We start from the raw sequence: 18,386 nt of genomic DNA, 5'->3' as shown, positions 1-18,386 counted from the left end.
ATAAGTTTGCACGAAACCGCCGTGCAACACAATTCCCTGTGGCTGCCATCGGCCTCATTTTCCCTTCTGTCGCGGTATTTTCGGCGTTGTCGTGCCGATTTCTCACATTTGTGCGACGGAAACCGGGTGCTGCCCCGTGAAGTTCTTGTCCCCGGCGACAGGGTGCATGCCCTCCTGTCGCCACTCCGCCAGCCCCTCTCTCTCTTTACTCCACGGGGGTGGGCGGACTTTTTCCTTCCCTTTGCTTCATTCATCCGGCAAGAATTTCGACAGTTTTGGCGGCTGATTTATCTTGGGGAGGAGAGAACGATGGGCTGGATGAAGGACGAGACCGGGCTTGAAAAAAGCCCCGCCAACTTTGTGCCGCTAACCCCCCTCAGTCACCTTGCCCGTGCCGCCCTTGTGTTCCCCAACCGCTTGGCCGTGATCGACGGGGCCCACCGCAAGACCTATGCCCAATACCACGCCCGTGTATCGCGCCTTGCCTCGGCGCTGACCAAGCGCGGGATCAAGCCCGGTGATGTCGTCTCGACGATCCTGCCGAACACCTATCCCCATGCCGAGGCGCATTTCGGCGTTCCTGCGGCGGGCGCGATCCTTAACGCCATTAACATTCGGCTCGATACCGCCACGGTGGCCTATATCCTGGACCACGCCGAGACGTCCTTGATCCTTGCCGACACGCAATTTCTGCCGCTGGTGGAACAGGCCATCGCCGCGATGGACGGCCCCGCCCCGTTGATTATCGAAGTGCCCGATGCCGACGCAGGCCACCCCGCCACGGGGCGTTACACGACCTATGAAGACCTGCTTGAAGAAGGCACACCCGACGCCCCTTGGCAGATGCCCGAGGACGAATGGGAAAGCATCGCCCTGAACTACACCTCTGGCACCACGGGTCGGCCCAAGGGCGTCGTCTACCACCACCGGGGCGCCTACCTGATTACCATGGGCACGCCGATCAGCTGGCGGATGACGCTATACCCCGTCTATCTGACAATTGTGCCGATGTTCCATTGCAACAACTGGTGCCACACGTGGATGATGCCCGCCGTGGGCGGCACCTTGGTCTGCTGCCGCGATATCACCGCTGCGGCCATCTACAACGCCATCGCCGACGAAGGCGTCACCCATCTGGGCGGTGCGCCCATCGTGTTGAACATGCTGGTGAATGCCAAGGACGCAGACCGCCGGGAATTCACCCACACGGTCGAAGTGTTTACCGCCGGCGCGCCGCCCGCCGCCGCGACACTTGCCGCCATCGAAACCATGGGCTTCCACGTCACTCAGGTCTACGGCCTGACGGAATCTTATGGTCCAGCAACGGAATGTGTCTGGCAGGATGCGGACTGGGCCGCGCTTGACGCCGATGCCCGCGCGGGCATCAAGGCCCGTCAGGGGGTGGCCTTCCCGAATATGGACCACATCACCGTGATGGACCCCGAGACCATGGATCAGGTCGCGATGGACGGCGTTCAGACCGGTGAAATCATGATGCGGGGCAACTCCACCATGAAGGGCTATTACAAGAACGCGGACGCCACGGCCGAGGCTTTCCGGGGCGGTTATTTCCACACCGGCGACATCGCCGTGCAACATCCTGACAGCTACATCCAGATCGCGGACCGGGCCAAGGATATCATCATCTCGGGCGGCGAGAATATCTCGTCGGTGGAGGTCGAGGGCGTGCTGATGCACCACCCCGCCGTGTCCCTGTGCGCCGTGGTAGCCAAGCCCGATGACAAGTGGGGCGAAACCCCCTGCGCGTTTATCGAGCTGAAGGAAGGCGCGACAGCGACCGAGGCCGAGCTTATCGCCTTCGCCCGCGAACGTCTTGCAGGCTTCAAGACCCCCAAAAACGTCGTGTTCACCGAACTCCCCAAGACCTCCACCGGGAAGATTCAGAAGTTTGAGCTGCGTGGGCTGGCCAAGACCCTCTGACGTCTCCTTGCATTGAGGCCCTTACACTGAGGCCCTTGCATTGAGGGTTGCCGCCGCCTCCTATAGGTAAAGGGTTAACAACGCGATAAGGCGATCGGCAGGCGGATGACCGCACTAGAGCAATACAATCGGCTGGAGGCCCTTGGTCTCTGGCGCGAACGGGCCGACGAACAGCGGCGCGAGGTTGTCGTGTCGTTGGGCGAGGCGACGCTGGTGATGTCCTCCGCCTCGGGCGACGCGCTTGGCCATTGGTCCTTGCCCGCGGTCGAGCGTTTGAACCCCGGTAAGGCCCCCGCACTCTACGCCCCGGCTCGCGACAGCGATGAGGAACTGGAGATCGCGGATGCCGATATGATCGCCGCGATCGAACGTATCCGCTCGGCCATTGCCAAGGCCCGTCCCCGCCCCGGCAGGTTGCGTTTGGTGCTTGGTGTGGGCTTCATCGCAACCGCCGCCGCGCTGGCGGTGTTCTGGCTGCCCGGCGCGTTGACCCGGCAGACGGTCTCGCTTCTGCCCGAAGCCAAACGGGTCGAGATCGGCCAGCAATTGCTCGCGCAGATGACCCATATTTCCGGCCGCCCCTGCACCGGACGCGGCGGACGCACCGCGCTTTTGCGGCTGGCCGTGCGCACCTTTGGGGCCGAGAATGCCCCGCAATTGGTGATCTTTCCCGCCACGATCCCCGATACGCTTGGCCTGCCCGGAAACATCGTTGCCGCCTCTGCCGCCTTGGCCGAGGATTTTGAGACGCCCGAGGTTTTCGCAGGCTATCTTCTGGCCGAATCCGTGCGGGTCGCGGCCTCGGACCCGGTGGAGGTGTTCCTGTCCGAAGCGGGCCTTGGCGTCACCTTCCGCCTGCTGACCACCGGCGAAATCGCCGAGGAGGCGATCCACGCCCACGCCGCCCGCCTGTTGTCCCGCGACGGGGCCCATGTGCCCGATGCCGCCCTGCTGGAACGGTTCGAGGCGGCGCAGATATCGTCGCAACCCTACGCCTTCGCTCGCGATGTCTCGGGCGAGCAGGTCTTGGGCCTGATCGAGGCCGATCCCATGCGCGGCATTGCCGGGGAACCGGTGCTGAGCGATGCCGATTGGGTCAGCCTGCAAGAGATCTGCACCAGCTAAGTGGCCACAAAAAAGGGGCGCAAAACCTGCGCCCCCTTCTCAGAAATCTGCCCAGTGGCTCAGTTGCGTGTGATAGCGCCGCCAAAGCCTGCGCCACGGGTCTGCACCAAAGCGCGTCCCAGGGATTGCGCGTCGTTGTAGGGCCCCGCCATGACGACGAACAGCGTTTGCCCCTGCCGTTGAATCCGACCGATCCGCGCCGGAAGCCCCGATGCCGCAAGCCGGTTATAGGCGTTAGTTGCGTCCCCCTGGCCCTGGAACGTGCCCGCCAGAACATGGCGATGGCCCGCGCCCACGCGCACCTCGTTCGAGGGCGCTACAGCCGCCGCTTCAGCACCCAGTGGCAACCGGGCACGTGGGGCTGGCGTGCGGACCTCTGCCGAGGCCAAAGCGCCCGTGGACGGGGTCTGCGCGGCGGTGCGCGACGCCAGTGCGGCGGCGGCAGCCTGACGACGGGTGATCACCTGCGTGCCCCGTGTGATCGGAACCGAGACCAGACGGCGCGGCACGGTATTGGTCCAAACCTGCTCCATCTGAGCTTGGCCCGTGGGCGTGCCCAGGCCGCGAAGCGGGTTCAGACGGCCATCATCCCAGGCCGCCTCGTAACCGGGCGGTGGGGCGCTTAGGGCAAAGCTGCGCGGTGTGCCGGTCCGAGGCTCGGCGCTGCCGCCAAGGCCCGACTGAGGGCCAACGGTGCCGGGGAAAGTGCCCTGCGGACCACAGCGGACACCTTCGCCGCTGAAGTAGGGCTGGTGGGCGGCGGGAAGGTTGGGGCAACCCGTTGTGACCTGCGGGGCCGTGATGGTTACGGGCGCGGGCGCAGTCACTTGCACCGGCGGAGCGGCCACAACCGGGGCGGGCGCGGGGGCAACCGGCGCGGGCGCTGCGGCCACGACGGGGGCCGGTGCCGCTGCAACGGGCGCAGGCGCAGGTGCGGGTGCGGCTGCTGGCGCAGGTGCAGGCCCGCCAATCACGGTGACGCGGCTGTCGGCGGTCAGGTCCGGTTGGGTCCGCGCCACGCCACTGGTCGGCGTCTGACCACAAACCTGGTTGCGATCACGCCCAACGCGCGGCACCCATTCGGTAGCGGCGCCAAAACCGACGCGCACAAAAACGCAGCCCTGACTGTCGATATATTGATCGCCGGTGTAGGACGAGGACGGCACTTCTGCCGGAACGCCCTGCGCGAAAACCGCGCTGGGCAGGACGAGCCCCATGGAAAGACTCAAAATGGCGGCACTGCGCCAATGCTTGATAGACATGCGATATCCCCCAGATAAACGCTTGGGGATATCTAGTGCGAAATGTGACGCCAAGTAAAGAGTTTCAAACGGTTATTTAGTGCCGAACATGCGGTCACCCGCATCCCCTAGACCCGGTACGATATAGCCGTGATCGTTCAGGTGGCTGTCCAGCGAGGCGGTGACGATTGGCACATCGGGATGGGCCTCTTTCATCCGCGCGACCCCTTCGGGAGAGGCCAGCAAGCACAGGAACCGGATGTTGCGCGCCCCACCTTCTTTCAGGCGGTTCACGGCGGCCACGGTCGAATTCCCCGTCGCCAGCATGGGATCAACCACGATGGTCAGGCGGTCCTCCATGGCGTCGGGCACCTTGTAGTAATATTCCACCGGTTGCAGCGTTTCAGGGTCGCGGTAGAGGCCGACAAAACCCACCCGCGCATTCGGGATCAGCTCCAGGATACCATCCAGCAAACCGTTGCCCGCCCGCAGGATCGACACCAACGCCAGCTTCTTGCCCTTGATCGCAGGCGCCTCCATCGGTTGCAGCGGCGTTTGCACCGTGACCGTGGTCATGGGCAGGTTGCGTGTCACCTCATAGGCCAGCAAGTGACTGATTTCGCGCAGAAGTTGCCGGAACGACTTGGTCGAGCACTCCACATCGCGCATCAGCGTCAACTTGTGTTGCACAAGGGGGTGGTCCACGACGGTCAAATGGTCGGAGGTCTGGGAATCGGTCATTGGGTCAGCCTTTTTCGGATCGTCTCTCGCGTGGTGTCATCGCAGAATGCAGCGTCCAGCGCCACCTGGTTTAGCTCTGTGAAAACCGCCTCGTCATAACCGAAGGTGCGGGCGAGGTTCTCGTATTCCTGGGTCATTGTGGTGCGGAAGAACGGCGGATCATCGGTCGAGATTGTGACCTTCACGCCGCGTTCGCGCAGCCGTTCAATCGGGTGATTGGCCAGGCGCGGTGTCTCGCCGTTGAACACGTTGGAGGCAAGGAACACGTTCGAGCCGGGGCAAACCTCCAGCGTGATGTCGCGCTCGATCAACAGGTCGCAGAGCGCCGGATCGTCAATCGCCTGTACCCCGTGGCCGATGCGTGACGGGGAAAGCGCCTCGATGCTGTCGCGCACCGACTTTGCGCCGCCCCATTCCCCCGCGTGGGTGGTGATCTGTAGCCCCGCCTCGCGGGCGCAATCGAAGGCCCATTTGAAATCGGCGGGCGTGAAGGCGTCCTCGGCCCCGCCCATGCCAAAGCCCGTGAGGAAATCCCCCGCCGTTTCAGCGGCACAAAGGGCGGCTTGCTTGGCTTGCTCTCCGCCGAAGTGGCGGATGCAGGTGGCGATCCCGCGCATGGTGATGTCGGGCACCGCATGGGCGGCCTCTTCAATCGCCGCCAGATACTCGCGCCACGCCGCCACATCGCCGCCACCGCAGAAATCGGGCGAGATGAACATCTCGGTGTAGACAACCCCGTGGGAGGCGCTTTCTTCCAGCACAGCCTTGGTCAGGCGCAGAAATTCTTCCGGGCCCGTCAGCACCGAACAAGCGGCCTCGTATACTTCAAGGAAGTGGTGGAAATCGCGGTAGGCGTAGCCGCCATCTTCGGCGAATATCCCGCTGATATCCATGCGCTTTTCCTGCGCAAGGCCGCGGATGAAGGCGGGCGGTGCGGCCCCTTCGATATGAAGGTGCAATTCAACCTTTGGTAGATCTCTCATAGAAAACTCTCCCCTGCTCCGCGTTCCGACAGGCCCAAATGCGCCGCCACAGATGCGCCCACATCGGCGAAGGCGCGAACGCCCAGATGCCCGCTATAGGGGCCCTTGGCAAGCACCGGCACGCGTTCCCTTGTGTGGTCCGTGCCGGGCCAGGTGGGGTCGTTGCCGTGGTCGGCTGTCAGGATCAACAGATCATCGGGGCGCAAAGCGTCGAGCACGGGGGCAAGGGCCGCGTCAAACCACTCCAGATGCCGCGCGTAGCCCGCCACGTCACGGCGGTGGCCGTAAAGGCTGTCAAACTCCACGAAATTGGCGAAGACAAAGGCGCCCTCCGGCGCGGTTCGGGCCGCATCCAAAAGGTGCTCCATCAAGGCGGCGTCCGGGCCTTTGCGAACCTCTCCGGTGTTGCGGCCCGCGAAAATGTCGCTGATTTTGCCGATGGTGATAACCGGATGCCCGGCCTCCGTCGCCCAATCCAGCACGGTCTTTTGCGGCGGCTCCATCGCGTAATCGCGCCGGTTTCCGGTGCGTTCATAAGCCCCCGGCTTGCCCGTGAAAGGCCGCGCAATAACGCGCCCAATGCGCCGTTCATGGAGCATCGGGGCCAGCCCTTCGCAAAGGCGCAGCAAGCGGTCGAGGCCAAAGGTCTCTTCGTGGGCGGCGATCTGGAACACGCTATCGGCCGAGGTATAGCAGATCGGCCACCCGCTTTGTTCGTGCTGCTCGCCAAGGCGGGCAATCACTTCGGTGCCACTGGCGTGCTGGTTTCCCAAAGTGCCGTCCGTGCCGCACAGGCGCTGCACCTCGTGCAGGATATCCATCGGGAAACTGTTCGTCTTTTCAGGGAAGTAGGCCCAATCAAACGGCACCGGCAGGCCCGCCAACTCCCAATGGCCCGAGGGCGTGTCCTTGCCGGCACTTACCTCTTGCGCGACGCCCCACAGGCCCGCGCCCTGCCCCTTGTTGCTATTGTCGGGGTCCAGCGTTCCCCGCAAACCAAGGCTATCGAGAACCGGTGTGGAAAGCGGGCCGCTGCGGCCTTCGTCGGCCCGGCCCGCCGCGCAGGCCTCGATGATATGGCCAAGGGTATGGGCGCCGGTATCCGGCAAATCCCCGTTGAAGAACTCCCCCGCATCGGGCGCATGCCCGACCCCGACCGAGTCCATCACGACTAGAAAAGCCCGTCCTTTGGTGTCTGCCATTCAGGCAATCCTTTCATGGATCAGCGGTGGCGTATCAATCGGTTTGTCCGACAGCGTGAAAGCGCGGCGCAACCTTGACGCAACGGCGCGGCCTTGGTCTTCATCGGCGGCGTGAATGCGCACAAGGGGCGCCTCATTGTCCACCTGCATGCCCAAGCGTGCGATCTCCGACAGGCCGACCGCCGGATCAATACGATCGTCCTCTCGCATCCTGCCGCCGCCCAGATGCACCACGGCCTCGCCCAGGGCGCGGGTATCAATGGCGGTGACATAGCCCGGCTGACCGGGGTGGATATCCATCATCACCGGGGCGGCAGGCAACCGGTCGGGCCAGCGTTCGACGAAATCTGCGGGGCCGCCCAGTTCTGCGACCATCTCTCCGAAGACGGCGGCGGCATCACCGCTGGTGATTGCGGTTCTGATCCGGCCTTCGCCATCGGCGGCATCGGCGGCCAGGCCGCCTAGCGCCAGGACCTCTCCGCCCAAGGCGACGGTCAATTGGGTTAACGCCGAGTCCGGGGTCGTGCCCGTCAGCGCCTCCATCACTTCGATGATTTCCAGCGCATTGCCCGCGCTCCGCGCCAGGGGTTGGTTCATATCCGTGACCAGAGCCGAGGTCATGCACCCCGCCCCCTGCCCCGTGGCCACCAAGGCCTGGGCCAAGGCAATCGCTTCGGCTTCTGCCCCCATGAACGCGCCAGAGCCGACCTTCACGTCCAGCACCATCGCCTCCAACCCGGCGGCAAGCTTCTTGGACAAGATTGAGGCGGTGATCAGATCAACCGATGCCACCGTCCCCGTCACATCGCGCACCGCATAAAGGCGCTTGTCAGCCGGGGCGATATCCGCGGTGGCCCCCACAATGGCGCAGCCCACATCGGCCACGATGTCTTGCAAGTCGTCCGGCGAGACATCGGTGTTGTAGCCGGGAATGGCCTCTAGCTTGTCCAGAGTGCCGCCCGTGTGCCCCAATCCGCGGCCCGAGATCATCGGCACAAACGCCCCACAGGCCGCCAAGGCAGGTGCCAGCAGAAGCGAGACGCAATCGCCCACGCCCCCGGTTGAATGCTTGTCCAGAACCGGGCCATCCAACTGCCAATCCAGCACGTCGCCGGTGGCGCACATGGCGCGGGTCAGGAAGGTGCGCCCTTCCTCTCCCAACCCCGACTGGCACACGGCCATGGCGAAAGCGCCCGCTTGGGCGTCCGTGACCTCTCCCGAGGCCAGACCAGTGGCAAACCAGACCAACTCTGCCTCTGACAGGCGGTCCCCTTGGCGCAGTTTCGTCAGGATCGTGCGGGCGTCGCTCATTTCGTCATATGCGCCGCAGTGAACAGACCCGGCAGCAAGGTGCCCACCTGCGTGGCCTCGGTCTTGCCTTCTGTGGTGGCCATGGTGATTGGCGCGTCCAGATCGGCAAATTCGGCCAGCTTCTGGCGGCACCCCCCGCAGGGCGGCACCGGGGCGGGACTGTCGGCGATCACCGCCACTTCGGCGATGCGTGTATCGCCTGCGGCAATCATCGCGGCAATCGCCCCGGCCTCGGCGCAGGTGCCTTCGGGATAGGCCACATTCTCTACGTTGCAGCCCACATAGAGGTTTCCCTCCACGGATCGAAGGGCGCAGCCGACCTTGAAATTCGAGTAGGGAGCATGGGCATTCTTGCGCACGCGGGTCGCTTCGTCGATCAATGTAGTCTCGGACATCAGGGAGCCTCATTCGGGAACGTCAGTAATCGAGTGTGCGGCGATGTGCGGGCCGGTGCAAGCGCTCCTACGTCGAGGTGCCGCGCCGTTTCGCGATCAGGTCTAGCAGGTCCGAAAGCGCCACCCTCAGATGACTGTATATCACCGGCAAATGATCCAATTTCGCCCGCTTCGCCGCGATGTTCAACACTTCCGCCAATTGGCACAATCTATCGGCCCCCACCGCCCCCGCGATGGCGATAAGGATGTGGGTTTGCGCCCTCAGCTCTGTGACCGAGACTTTGGCGATGCCCCCATCCAGAGCGCAGCGCACGGCGGTCAGGTCTTCCTCCATCCGCTGCAACAACTCGGCGCCGCCCTCTGGCCCCGCGGCGTCGAGCAGTTGCTCAAAGCGGTAGCCGTCCATGTTGGGCGCCAGACCTGCGCCCACCAGCGCTGCGTGCTCTGGCCCCTCTGCGGGGGCCGGTAGCTTGCCCACATGGCGCAGGATCGACCGGCCAAACTGGGCGCTTGATCCAATCGGCTTGCCGAAAATACCATCGGCACCGGCGCTGTAAATCGCCTCTCGGTTATCGCGCAGAACGTAGGCCGTGATTGCGATCATTGGCATCTTGGCCAAAGCCCCTTCAGAGGCGCGAACCTGTTCCATCACTTCCAACCCCGACATCCTTGGCATCTCGATGTCGAGCAAAGCGATATCGAACTCGTCACGTCGGAGCGCATCCATCGCAGCAATGCCGTCGGTCACAAACACCGGGGCCGCGCCCATGGCTTCCAGCATCTGCCGCAAGATCGTTTGGTTCGTCAGATTGTCTTCCGCCACCAGAATGCGCAGGCCGCTCAGGTCCGGTGCCTCTTGCACCTGCTCCGGGTCCGCAGTCCAGATGATCTTGTCCCATGGGATCATCAGGCAGGCGCAACCGCCCGCTCCGTCGCAGCCATTCGACAGCGCAAGATCCGCCGCGATCTCGGCGCTGAGGGCGCGGGCAATGGACAGGCCCAGGCCGCTGCCCTTGTCGCTGGAAACACCGCCGTCATCGGCGTTCAAGACATGATCCGGAAAGCCGCCCCCCCCGTCCTTGACGCAGATGAAAAAGCCCTCGTCGGCCTCGCAGTAGATTTCGGCCACCACGTCGCTTTTCTCTCCGTGGACAAGGGCGTTCCCGACCAGATTACCCACGATCCGTTCCAGCTTGATGGCAGAAATGCTGAGCCGTTCAGGCATCTTGCTTTTTATCACGACCTTGAAGCGCCCGCCCCGCTCGGCGGCGCGCCCCGCCCATCGCTGCCCTAATGTCGTCAGCCAATCCGCTACGATGACGGAATCCTCCTCGGGCCTGATCTGTGTCTCTCCGGTGGCGACGAAAAGCGCGTCATCGACCAGTGTGGCCAAGGTGTCTGCGGCGGCGCGGATACGGTCAATCTGGGTCTGGGCGTGGGGATCGAGGCGGGCGGTTTCCACCAGCCTGAGCCCGCCCAACACGTCCGACATGGCCGAGCGGATATCGTGGGACAACCGTTGCAACGCCTCTGGAGCGCTGTCGGCCCGCGCCAACGGGGGCCGAGCGCCTTCGGGCAGTGCCTTGTCCTCAGCCATGGCAATAACCTCTCACGTTGTGCCGCCTCAGCATGTCAGGCCACTCTCCTATCTGCGACACGTCCCGTGCATCTGCAATCCAGCCCGCCGCTCAGCCTCCGCCGCTTACCCGTAGTGGCTAACCGGCGTTCCGGCCAAAGCCGCGATGTTCAGCAATCCCCGGGCGGTGATCGAGGGGGTCACGATATGCACCTTGTTGCCCATCCCCATCAGGATCGGACCAACCTCCAGCCCGTTGGCCTTTGATTTCAGAATGTTGCGCGTCGCACCCGCCGCGTCGGTGGAGACGAAGATCAGGGCATTTGCCGCGCCTTCCAGACGGCAATTGGGGAACACGCGGGCCCGCAATTCCTCATTCAACGCGCTATCGACGTGCATCTCGCCTTCATAGACAAAATCCCTCGGCTCACTGTCCAGGATCTCCAGCGCCTCGCGCATCACCCTGCCTGAATGGCTGTCGAGGTTGCCAAACTGACTTCCCGAACACAGGGCAATCTTCGGCGCGACCCCAAAGCGGCGCATGTGGCGGGCGCAAGCGATCGTGGTTTCCGCGATCTGCGCGGCGGTCGGTTGCGGGTGGATCTGCGAATCCGCGATGAACAGCGGCCCGTCCTCTAGGATCACAAGGCTCAACGCACCCACCGGTTTGTGGATGTCGCTGCCGAGGATTTCCGTGACATAGTTCAGGTGCCACAGGTATTGGCCAAAGGTGCCGCAAATCAGGCTGTCGGCTTCCCCCCGGTGTACCATGACCGCGCCGATCGCCGTGGTGTTGGTGCGCATGATCGCGCGGGCCAAATCCGGTGACACGCCGCGCCTTGCCATGATCGAATGGTAGGTTTCCCAATAATCCCGGTATCTTGGATCATTCTCCGGGTTCACCAGCTCAAAGTCTTTGTCGGGGCGGATCACCAGGCCGGCCCGTTCAATGCGCGCCTCGATCACCTCGGGGCGGCCAATCATGATCGGCATGTCGGCGGTGTCCTCAATCATCGCCTGGGCCGCACGCAGCACCCTTTCATCTTCGCCCTCGGCAAAGACGATCTGCCGCTTGGAAGTCGCTGCCGCTTCGAACACGGGCCGCATCACAAGGGCGGATTTGAACACCGATTGGTTCAATTTGGCGCGATACGCGTCAAGGTCTTCTATCGGCCGCGTCGCCACCCCGGATTCCATGGCCGCCTTCGCCACGGCACTGGCGACCACGGCGGACAGGCGCGGGTCGAAGGGTTTGGGGATCAGATAATCAGGGCCAAAGGTCAGCTGCTCGCCCTTGTAGGCGGCGGCGGCTTCGGCGCTTGTCGTGGCACGCGCCATGGCGGCAATGCCTTCGATGCAGGCGATCTGCATGGCATCGTTGATCTCGGTCGCGCCCACGTCCAACGCGCCCCGGAAGATGAAGGGGAAACACAGGACGTTATTGACTTGGTTGGGAAAATCGCTGCGCCCTGTGGCAATAATCGCATCGGGCGCCACGGCGCGGGCGGCATCGGGCAGGATTTCGGGCGTCGGATTGGCCAGCGCAAAGATGATCGGGCCGGGCGCCATTTTCGCCACCATCTCGGGCGTCAAGACACCGGGTCCCGACAGGCCAAGGAACAGATCGGCCCCTTCGATCACATCGCCCAACCCCTTGGGCTCGGTGCCCTGGGCATAGGCATCCTTTTGCGGGGTCGAGCCGCCGCGGCCCTCATAAACCAGCCCGTCAATATCGCACAGATACACGTTCTCGCGCCGTACGCCCAACTTCAGCAGCATGTTGAGGCAGGCGATCCCCGCCGCGCCGCCGCCGGTCGACACAACTTTGATGTCTTCGAACTTCCGGCCGGTCACCCGCAGCGCATTGGTCGCGGCCGCGCCCACAACGATGGCCGTGCCGTGTTGGTCGTCGTGGAAAACCGGGATGCCCATCCGCTCTCGGCAAAGTTGTTCAACGATGAAACAATCGGGCGCCTTGATGTCTTCGAGATTGATGGCGCCAAAGGTCGGCTCCAGCGCGCAAACGATATCGGCCAGCTTTTCGGGGTCGGATTCGTTCACCTCAATGTCAAAGCAATCAATGTTGGCGAACTTCTTGAACAGAACCGCCTTGCCTTCCATCACCGGCTTGGAAGCCAGCGCCCCGATGTTGCCTAGGCCCAGAACCGCCGTCCCGTTCGACACCACAGCCACCAAATTGCCGCGCGCGGTATAGCGGGCCGCATTGGCCGGGTCGGCCTTTATTTCAAGGCTCGCCTCCGCCACACCGGGGCTATAGGCACGGGCCAGATCGCGGCCATTGGCCAACGGCTTGGTTGCGCGGATTTCCAACTTACCGGGGCGGGGAAATTCGTGATACGCAAGCGCCGCCTCGCGCAGACCATCCTTCTTCTCATCGCTCATACCAGCACCCTCCCAAAAAATTAGTTTAGCGTTAAACTGTCTTTAGCACCGGACCCGCGCCAGAGCACTGCGACACCTGCGACCGTTGGTTCTACTGAAACTGTTCATGCAATAATCTTTCCTCCAGCCCGTGGCCGGGATCGAACAGAATGCGGTGCTCTACCGTCGGCTCAGACCGAATTTCCACCGCTGCCACCTGCTTGACGGCTCGGCTGTCCGCATCCGCCATCACCGGGCGTTTTGCGGCCTCGACCACCTCGATCCGTACGACGGCGGACTTGGGCAACAGGGCCCCGCGCCAACGCCGGGGGCGGAAGGCGGCAACGGCTGTCATTGCCAGAACATCCGACCCGATCGGCAAGATCGGACCATGGGCCGAGTAATTATAGGCTGTGGACCCGGCGGGGGTGCTGACCAATGCGCCGTCGCAGACCAGTTCCTCCATGCGCAATTTGCCGTCCACGATGATCCTTAGCTTTGCCGCCTGGGGGCCTTCCCTCAGCAGGCTCACCTCATTGATGGCCAGAGCCTCCACGATGGTCCCGTCCACGCATTCTGCCCACATATGCAAGGGGTTGATTACCGCCTCCTCTGCCGCTTCCAGCCGCGCAATCAGGCCTTCTTCGCTGTAGCTGTTCATCAAAAAGCCGACGGTGCCACGGTTCATCCCATAGACGGGCGCCGGCAGCGCCTGGGTTTCGTGCAAGGTGGACAACATGAAGCCATCGCCGCCCAATGCCACGATCACATCGGCCTCCTCGGGGGCGAAACTTCCGTAGCGCTGTTGCAGCGCAGTTTTCGCCGTTTGGGCCATCGGCGTGTCGGACGCCAGAAACGCAATGTTGCGCGCAGAGGGCATCAAGACCCCTTTCGATCAGTGGTTTACCCCTCGACCATTGCCCGCGCCTATAGGAAACACAATGCTCATCAAGACAACATCGGCACCTCAAATGCCGCATTTCCTTGTTGCAGCGCCGTAATCCGGGCTTTCCCGGCCGGTCGATCTGCCATACATCGCTGGCCAGACAATCACTGCCATGCAGGAGCATCCGCCATGACCGCCTCCCACACCGACGCGGGCTTTTTCACCGAAAGCCTCGAGTCCCGTGACCCCGAAATCTTCGCCGCGACCCGTCAGGAGCTTGGCCGTCAGCGCGACGAGATCGAGCTGATCGCGTCCGAGAACATCGTCTCTGCCGCCGTGATGGAGGCCCAGGGCGGCGTGATGACCAACAAATACGCCGAAGGGTATCCGGGGCGTCGCTACTACGGCGGCTGCCAATACGTTGATATCGCCGAGGAATTGGCGATCGACCGTGCCAAGCAGCTGTTTGGCTGTGATTTCGCCAACGTGCAGCCCAACTCTGGCTCTCAGGCGAACCAAGGTGTGTTTACCGCGCTGTTGCAGCCCGGCGATACGATCCTTGGCATGTCGCTGGACGCCGGTGGTCACCTGACCCACGGCGCGCGGCCAAACCAGTCGGGAAAATGGTTCAATGCCGTGCAATACGGCGTACGCCAAGACACGCTGGACGTGGATTATGACCAGATCGCCGAGCTGACCGCGGAACATAAGCCCAAGATGATCATCGCGGGCGGCTCTGCCATCCCTCGGATCATTGACTTCAAGCGGATGCGCGAGATTGCCGATACGATCGGCGCGTATCTGATGGTGGACATGGCGCATTTCGCGGGCATGGTCGCGTCGGGCCATTACCCCTCGCCCTTCCCCCACGCCCATGTCGCCACGACCACGACCCACAAAACCCTGCGCGGGCCTCGGGGCGGTATGATCGTGACCAACGACGAAGCCATCGCGAAAAAGGTTAACTCGGCCATCTTCCCCGGCATCCAGGGCGGCCCGCTGATGCATGTCATCGCCGGGAAAGCCGTGGCTTTCGGTGAGGCCCTGCGCCCCGAGTTCAAAGACTACCAGGCTCAGGTGATCGTCAACGCTCAGGCATTGGCGGACCAATTGGTGAAGGGGGGGCTGAACATCGTTACCGGCGGCACCGACACGCACCTGATGCTGGTCGATCTGCGCGCCAAAGGTGTGAAGGGCAACGCGACGGAAAAAGCGCTGGGTCGCGCCCATATCACCTGCAACAAGAACGGTATTCCCTTCGACACCGAAAAGCCCATGGTCACCTCTGGCCTGCGCCTTGGCTCCCCCGCCGGCACGACCCGTGGGTTTGGTGAGGCCGAGTTCCGCCAGATCGCCGATTGGATCGTCGAAGTGGTCGATGGTCTGGCCGCGAACGGCGAGGACGGCAATGACGCGGTCGAGGCGAAAGTCCGCGCCGAAGTTCAGCAGATGTGTGACCGTTTCCCGATCTACCCGAACCTCTGAGGATTTCGGATTGATATACCATTGATATACCCCATCGCGGGTTAGTCTTGGTTAACGACGCAAATTTGGGCCGCCGAGGGTTGATCCTCGGCGGCCCTTTTAGTGACGTCCGGCAGGGCCGGTGTTACGCGTCTTCTTTAAGCGCGTCCTCCAACAGCTTCTCGTTTCGCGCGTCTTCAATCTTGCGCAAACGATCGTCGCTGAAGCGCATGTCGAAACGATATTTCACCACGTTAATCAGGCTTAGGGTCAGCAGCAAAATGCCCATCGCCCAGTAGCCTTTAGTGGCCAACGCCATGTCCGTGGATAGCCAGAGCGACATGCCCAAAAGGCCATAAGCCACGGCGACGCCAAGGAAATTCAGGTTCATGATCAGTGTGTTATGGTGACGGTCAATCATAGGTCTTCTCCGGTTAAGATTTGGTTACTTGTCGGCACGCAGACGTTGCAGCACGTCCTGAGCGGTTGATTTCAGGGGGTCGCCATAGCCAGCGGCGCTAAGGCGTTCGGTCATGTCCGAGCGGTCAAAGCCCTCGTCAATTTCGCGCAGGATTTGCGTCTGCTCGAATGGGTCATCACGGTTCAGGACCCGGGCAATCAGCTCCTCCGCCTCTTCAAACGCGGTATCTTGGGACACGTGGCGGCCCAGATGCTTTTGGATATCGGCTTCTTTCTTCGCTGCCCGGGCCGCGATAGCGCCCTGTTTTAAATCAGTAATCCGCCGTGTCGCGCCTTCAACAGAATGACGCAGCTGCAAGATCCGGGTCTCCAACCGCTCGACCGTGGTGTGGCGCAGGGTCAGCTCGTTTTCCAACTGCGCAATCGCGCCCGCCGCCTCTGTCGCCATGTCCTCTCGGCCATCGGCCAGCGCCAGTTTGGTGCGCTGGGTCAGGTCCGCAATCCGGTTCGACAACGCCTCCACCTGACGCGCCTCCGAGCGTTCGCGCTGGATCAAAGACGCCAGAGAAAACTTGGCCGCCTTCAGGCTCGCTTCGGCCTCGCGGATCTTTTGGTCAATCAATTCAATGCTGTAATGGTCCCTAACCCGCTCTTCTGCGCGGGCATTGGCGCCATTCACCAAGGTTGTCAGAGTTTTGAACATCATCGCTCTCCAATAAATGAACATCGTTCACAAATTGGGTATAGGCAAAATATGAACGCCGTTCAAGAATTATTTTGAACGCCGTTCATTTTTCTGGGCCAACCTGCTCCAATAGCAAGCGGATCATGGTCTTTAGCTGTTCGCCAGGCACGCCTGAGATGCGGTTTTCCAGCCCCAAAAGCACGATTCCATGGACGCTGGAAAACAATGTGCGCGTCATCAGATCCAATTCGGTGGCGCTAGAATCAGGGAAGATTTCGGTCAAAGGCTCTGTAATGTAGGCAAAAAGCTGGCCCATCGCGGCCCCGTACCATGCCGGAACCGGCCCATCACTGCGCATTTCCACGTCAAACAGGGCGCGCCACAGCTTTGGGTGCGACCGCGCAAACTCCAGATAGGCATGAGACATGGCAATCAACCGCGCGTTGGGCGGCTGGCCCTGCCCCTGCGCCACCGCCTCGGCCACCGATGCACCTAATCGGGTGAAGGTACGGCCGTTAACCTCCAGGGTTAATGCGTTAAGGTCTTCAAAATGCGTATAAATTGCGCCCACGGCACATCCGGCCTGCCGCGCCAATTCCCGCGCGCGCAATGAGGCCAGCCCCTCGGCCGCGATCTGCGTCTCGGCCAGATCAATCAGCTTTTCCCGCAGCGCCGCCTTACGCGCTTCAACTTTTCCCGCCATGGCCAAGCCCCCTTTTGAACGCCGTTCAAACCTCTACCAGTGCCCGTAAGGCAAGGAAAACCCCAATTTTCCTTGGGCCGAATTCTGCGCAGTTAAAGTTACTTCCGTGCCAATGTTGCGAGGTTCCGTTTACCATGGCAGTTTAAAACCGCTCGCCTGACACCTATCTGTGTTGGATAAACGCCACCTCGACCGACTGCCATTCGTTAACTCGAAAAGATTCAATTTTAACAACCCCTTCGAGACCTGGACCGGCCCCATGCATGCCACATCGTCCCTTCCCGAGATCACCCCAACCTACCGTCAAGAGGCGGAGCGAGAGATTCGTCGCTTCACCCGCGACTGGACAAAACGCGACAACCGATTGGCCGCGATCAGCTATTTTGGTACGCTCGCCGCTTATTTTGTGACGCTTGCGTTGGCGCTGTGGGCGTGGCCGATGGCGTGGCTGGTGGTCCCGTTGATCGTGGTTAATGCCTTCACCGGCGTGCGCCTTTACGTGTTGCAGCACGACATGGGCCATAACTCTCTGTTCACCACATCGAGGCTAAATACCGTTGCAGGTCATGGACTTAGCATCTTCACCCTGACGCCGTTCTCCGTCATGCAGCACAATCACAACGCCCACCACAGCCATCTGGGCAACCTTGAAGAACGCGACACGACCGAGATTTTTACCATGACCGTAGCCGAATGGCAGGAGGCTAGTTCCTGGACGCGCCTATGGTACCGCCTCTACCGCAATCCCGCACTAATGGTGCCATTTGGCGGCGTGTTCACCTATGCGCTGGCCTATCGCTGGCCCAAAAACAGCGCGAAAATCGCGCCGGTGCAGGTGTGTTTGCATAATCTGGGCCTTGCCCTGTGGATCGCAGCCCTATGGGCCGTCGGGGGCGTGCCCGCGCTGATTATCTATGCAGGCACGATATTTACCGCCGGGTGCATCGGGGTTTTCCTTGTCTACCTCCAACATAACTTTGAGGATACCTGGTGGGATCGAAAGCCTGATCTAAACCCTGCGCGCGCCGCCCTTCAGGGGTCATCTGCGCTGGATCTGGGGTGGTGGTTCGATTTGGCCGTCGCGAATATCACTTACCACGACATTCACCACTTCAACGCCAATATCCCCAGCTACCGCCTGCGCCGCTGCCACTTGGCCCTGCGCGAGAAATATGAAGTGCAAACAATCGGTTGGGCCGAGGCACTGCGGTCGTTCACGCTGAAGCTCTGGGACGAGAAGCAAGAGCGTTTGGTCCCCTTCCCCAAGCGTCGCCCCGCGCCCTCCTCCGCGATCCCTGCTGAATAGACACCCGCACGCGCCCCGGTTCCGT

16 protein-coding genes are annotated in these 18,386 nt (G+C 62.3%); 4 read left to right on the top strand and 12 right to left on the bottom strand.

Features of this window, described 5'->3' with window-relative positions; translation table 11 throughout:
• Nucleotides 1-309 precede the first annotated feature (309 nt).
• The gene (locus tag AADW23_RS09965) at nucleotides 310-1,941 is read left to right on the top strand and encodes an AMP-binding protein (protein WP_341860790.1); all 1,632 of its coding nucleotides are present in this window, start codon (nucleotides 310-312) and stop codon (nucleotides 1,939-1,941) included.
• A gap of 105 nt (nucleotides 1,942-2,046) precedes the next feature.
• Nucleotides 2,047-3,066 (top strand): hypothetical protein, encoded by a 1,020-nt coding sequence (locus AADW23_RS09960; protein WP_341860789.1) that lies wholly within the window; start codon nucleotides 2,047-2,049, stop codon nucleotides 3,064-3,066.
• A 59-nt stretch (nucleotides 3,067-3,125) separates the two neighbouring features.
• On the opposite strand, the gene AADW23_RS09955 is transcribed toward AADW23_RS09960, so the two are convergent.
• The 9 genes from AADW23_RS09955 to AADW23_RS09915 form a co-directional block, all read right to left on the bottom strand.
• Nucleotides 3,126-4,328 carry an SPOR domain-containing protein gene (locus AADW23_RS09955; RefSeq protein WP_341860788.1) on the bottom strand — a complete coding sequence of 401 codons (1,203 nt, stop codon included), beginning with the start codon at nucleotides 4,326-4,328 and terminating at the stop codon, nucleotides 3,126-3,128.
• Between the two features lie 72 nt (nucleotides 4,329-4,400).
• Nucleotides 4,401-5,048: a uracil phosphoribosyltransferase gene (gene upp, locus AADW23_RS09950; RefSeq protein WP_341860787.1), complete on the bottom strand. Its 648-nt coding sequence runs from the start codon at nucleotides 5,046-5,048 to the stop codon at nucleotides 4,401-4,403.
• Entirely contained in the window at nucleotides 5,045-6,031 is a 987-nt protein-coding gene (locus AADW23_RS09945) for an adenosine deaminase (protein WP_341860786.1), read from the bottom strand. Before AADW23_RS09945 ends, upp begins: the two co-directional genes overlap by 4 nt.
• Complete coding sequence (locus AADW23_RS09940; protein ID WP_341860785.1) at nucleotides 6,028-7,233, bottom strand: phosphopentomutase; 1,206 nt, start codon at nucleotides 7,231-7,233, stop codon at nucleotides 6,028-6,030. Before AADW23_RS09940 ends, AADW23_RS09945 begins: the two co-directional genes overlap by 4 nt.
• Nucleotides 7,234-8,544, bottom strand: coding sequence for a thymidine phosphorylase (locus tag AADW23_RS09935; protein ID WP_341860784.1), 1,311 nt, complete (start codon nucleotides 8,542-8,544; stop codon nucleotides 7,234-7,236).
• On the bottom strand, nucleotides 8,541-8,939 hold the full coding sequence (locus AADW23_RS09930) for a cytidine deaminase (RefSeq protein ID WP_341860783.1): 399 nt from the start codon (nucleotides 8,937-8,939) through the stop codon (nucleotides 8,541-8,543). Before AADW23_RS09930 ends, AADW23_RS09935 begins: the two co-directional genes overlap by 4 nt.
• A 67-nt stretch (nucleotides 8,940-9,006) precedes the next feature.
• Complete coding sequence (locus AADW23_RS09925) at nucleotides 9,007-10,536, bottom strand: response regulator (protein WP_341860782.1); 1,530 nt, start codon at nucleotides 10,534-10,536, stop codon at nucleotides 9,007-9,009.
• 105 nt (nucleotides 10,537-10,641) lie between these two features.
• Nucleotides 10,642-12,918, bottom strand: a complete 2,277-nt coding sequence (locus tag AADW23_RS09920; protein ID WP_341860781.1) for an NADP-dependent malic enzyme — start codon at nucleotides 12,916-12,918, stop codon at nucleotides 10,642-10,644.
• A gap of 91 nt (nucleotides 12,919-13,009) precedes the next feature.
• Nucleotides 13,010-13,777, bottom strand: a complete 768-nt coding sequence (locus AADW23_RS09915; protein ID WP_341860780.1) for an NAD kinase — start codon at nucleotides 13,775-13,777, stop codon at nucleotides 13,010-13,012.
• A 195-nt stretch (nucleotides 13,778-13,972) separates the two neighbouring features.
• Here AADW23_RS09915 and glyA point away from each other — a divergent pair, with 195 nt between their 5' ends.
• Nucleotides 13,973-15,268, top strand: coding sequence for a serine hydroxymethyltransferase (glyA, locus tag AADW23_RS09910; RefSeq protein WP_341860779.1), 1,296 nt, complete (start codon nucleotides 13,973-13,975; stop codon nucleotides 15,266-15,268).
• Between the two features lie 124 nt (nucleotides 15,269-15,392).
• On the opposite strand, the gene AADW23_RS09905 is transcribed toward glyA, so the two are convergent.
• The 3 genes from AADW23_RS09905 to AADW23_RS09895 form a co-directional block, all read right to left on the bottom strand.
• Nucleotides 15,393-15,668 carry a hypothetical protein gene (locus tag AADW23_RS09905; RefSeq protein ID WP_341860778.1) on the bottom strand — a complete coding sequence of 92 codons (276 nt, stop codon included), beginning with the start codon at nucleotides 15,666-15,668 and terminating at the stop codon, nucleotides 15,393-15,395.
• A 24-nt stretch (nucleotides 15,669-15,692) separates the two neighbouring features.
• Nucleotides 15,693-16,370 (bottom strand): PspA/IM30 family protein, encoded by a 678-nt coding sequence (locus AADW23_RS09900; protein ID WP_341864315.1) that lies wholly within the window; start codon nucleotides 16,368-16,370, stop codon nucleotides 15,693-15,695.
• A gap of 85 nt (nucleotides 16,371-16,455) precedes the next feature.
• Nucleotides 16,456-17,055: a TetR/AcrR family transcriptional regulator gene (locus AADW23_RS09895; RefSeq protein WP_341860777.1), complete on the bottom strand. Its 600-nt coding sequence runs from the start codon at nucleotides 17,053-17,055 to the stop codon at nucleotides 16,456-16,458.
• 259 nt (nucleotides 17,056-17,314) lie between these two features.
• On the opposite strand from AADW23_RS09895, the gene AADW23_RS09890 reads away from it, so the two are divergent.
• Nucleotides 17,315-18,361 carry a fatty acid desaturase gene (locus AADW23_RS09890; RefSeq protein WP_341860776.1) on the top strand — a complete coding sequence of 349 codons (1,047 nt, stop codon included), beginning with the start codon at nucleotides 17,315-17,317 and terminating at the stop codon, nucleotides 18,359-18,361.
• Nucleotides 18,362-18,386: the final 25 nt, after the last annotated feature.

Origin of the sequence: Gymnodinialimonas sp. 57CJ19, assembly GCF_038396845.1 — a bacterium.
Lineage (GTDB): Bacteria > Pseudomonadota > Alphaproteobacteria > Rhodobacterales > Rhodobacteraceae > Gymnodinialimonas.
Note: the sequence above shows the minus strand (reverse complement) of the source record. Positions and strands in the feature narration are given on the sequence as shown.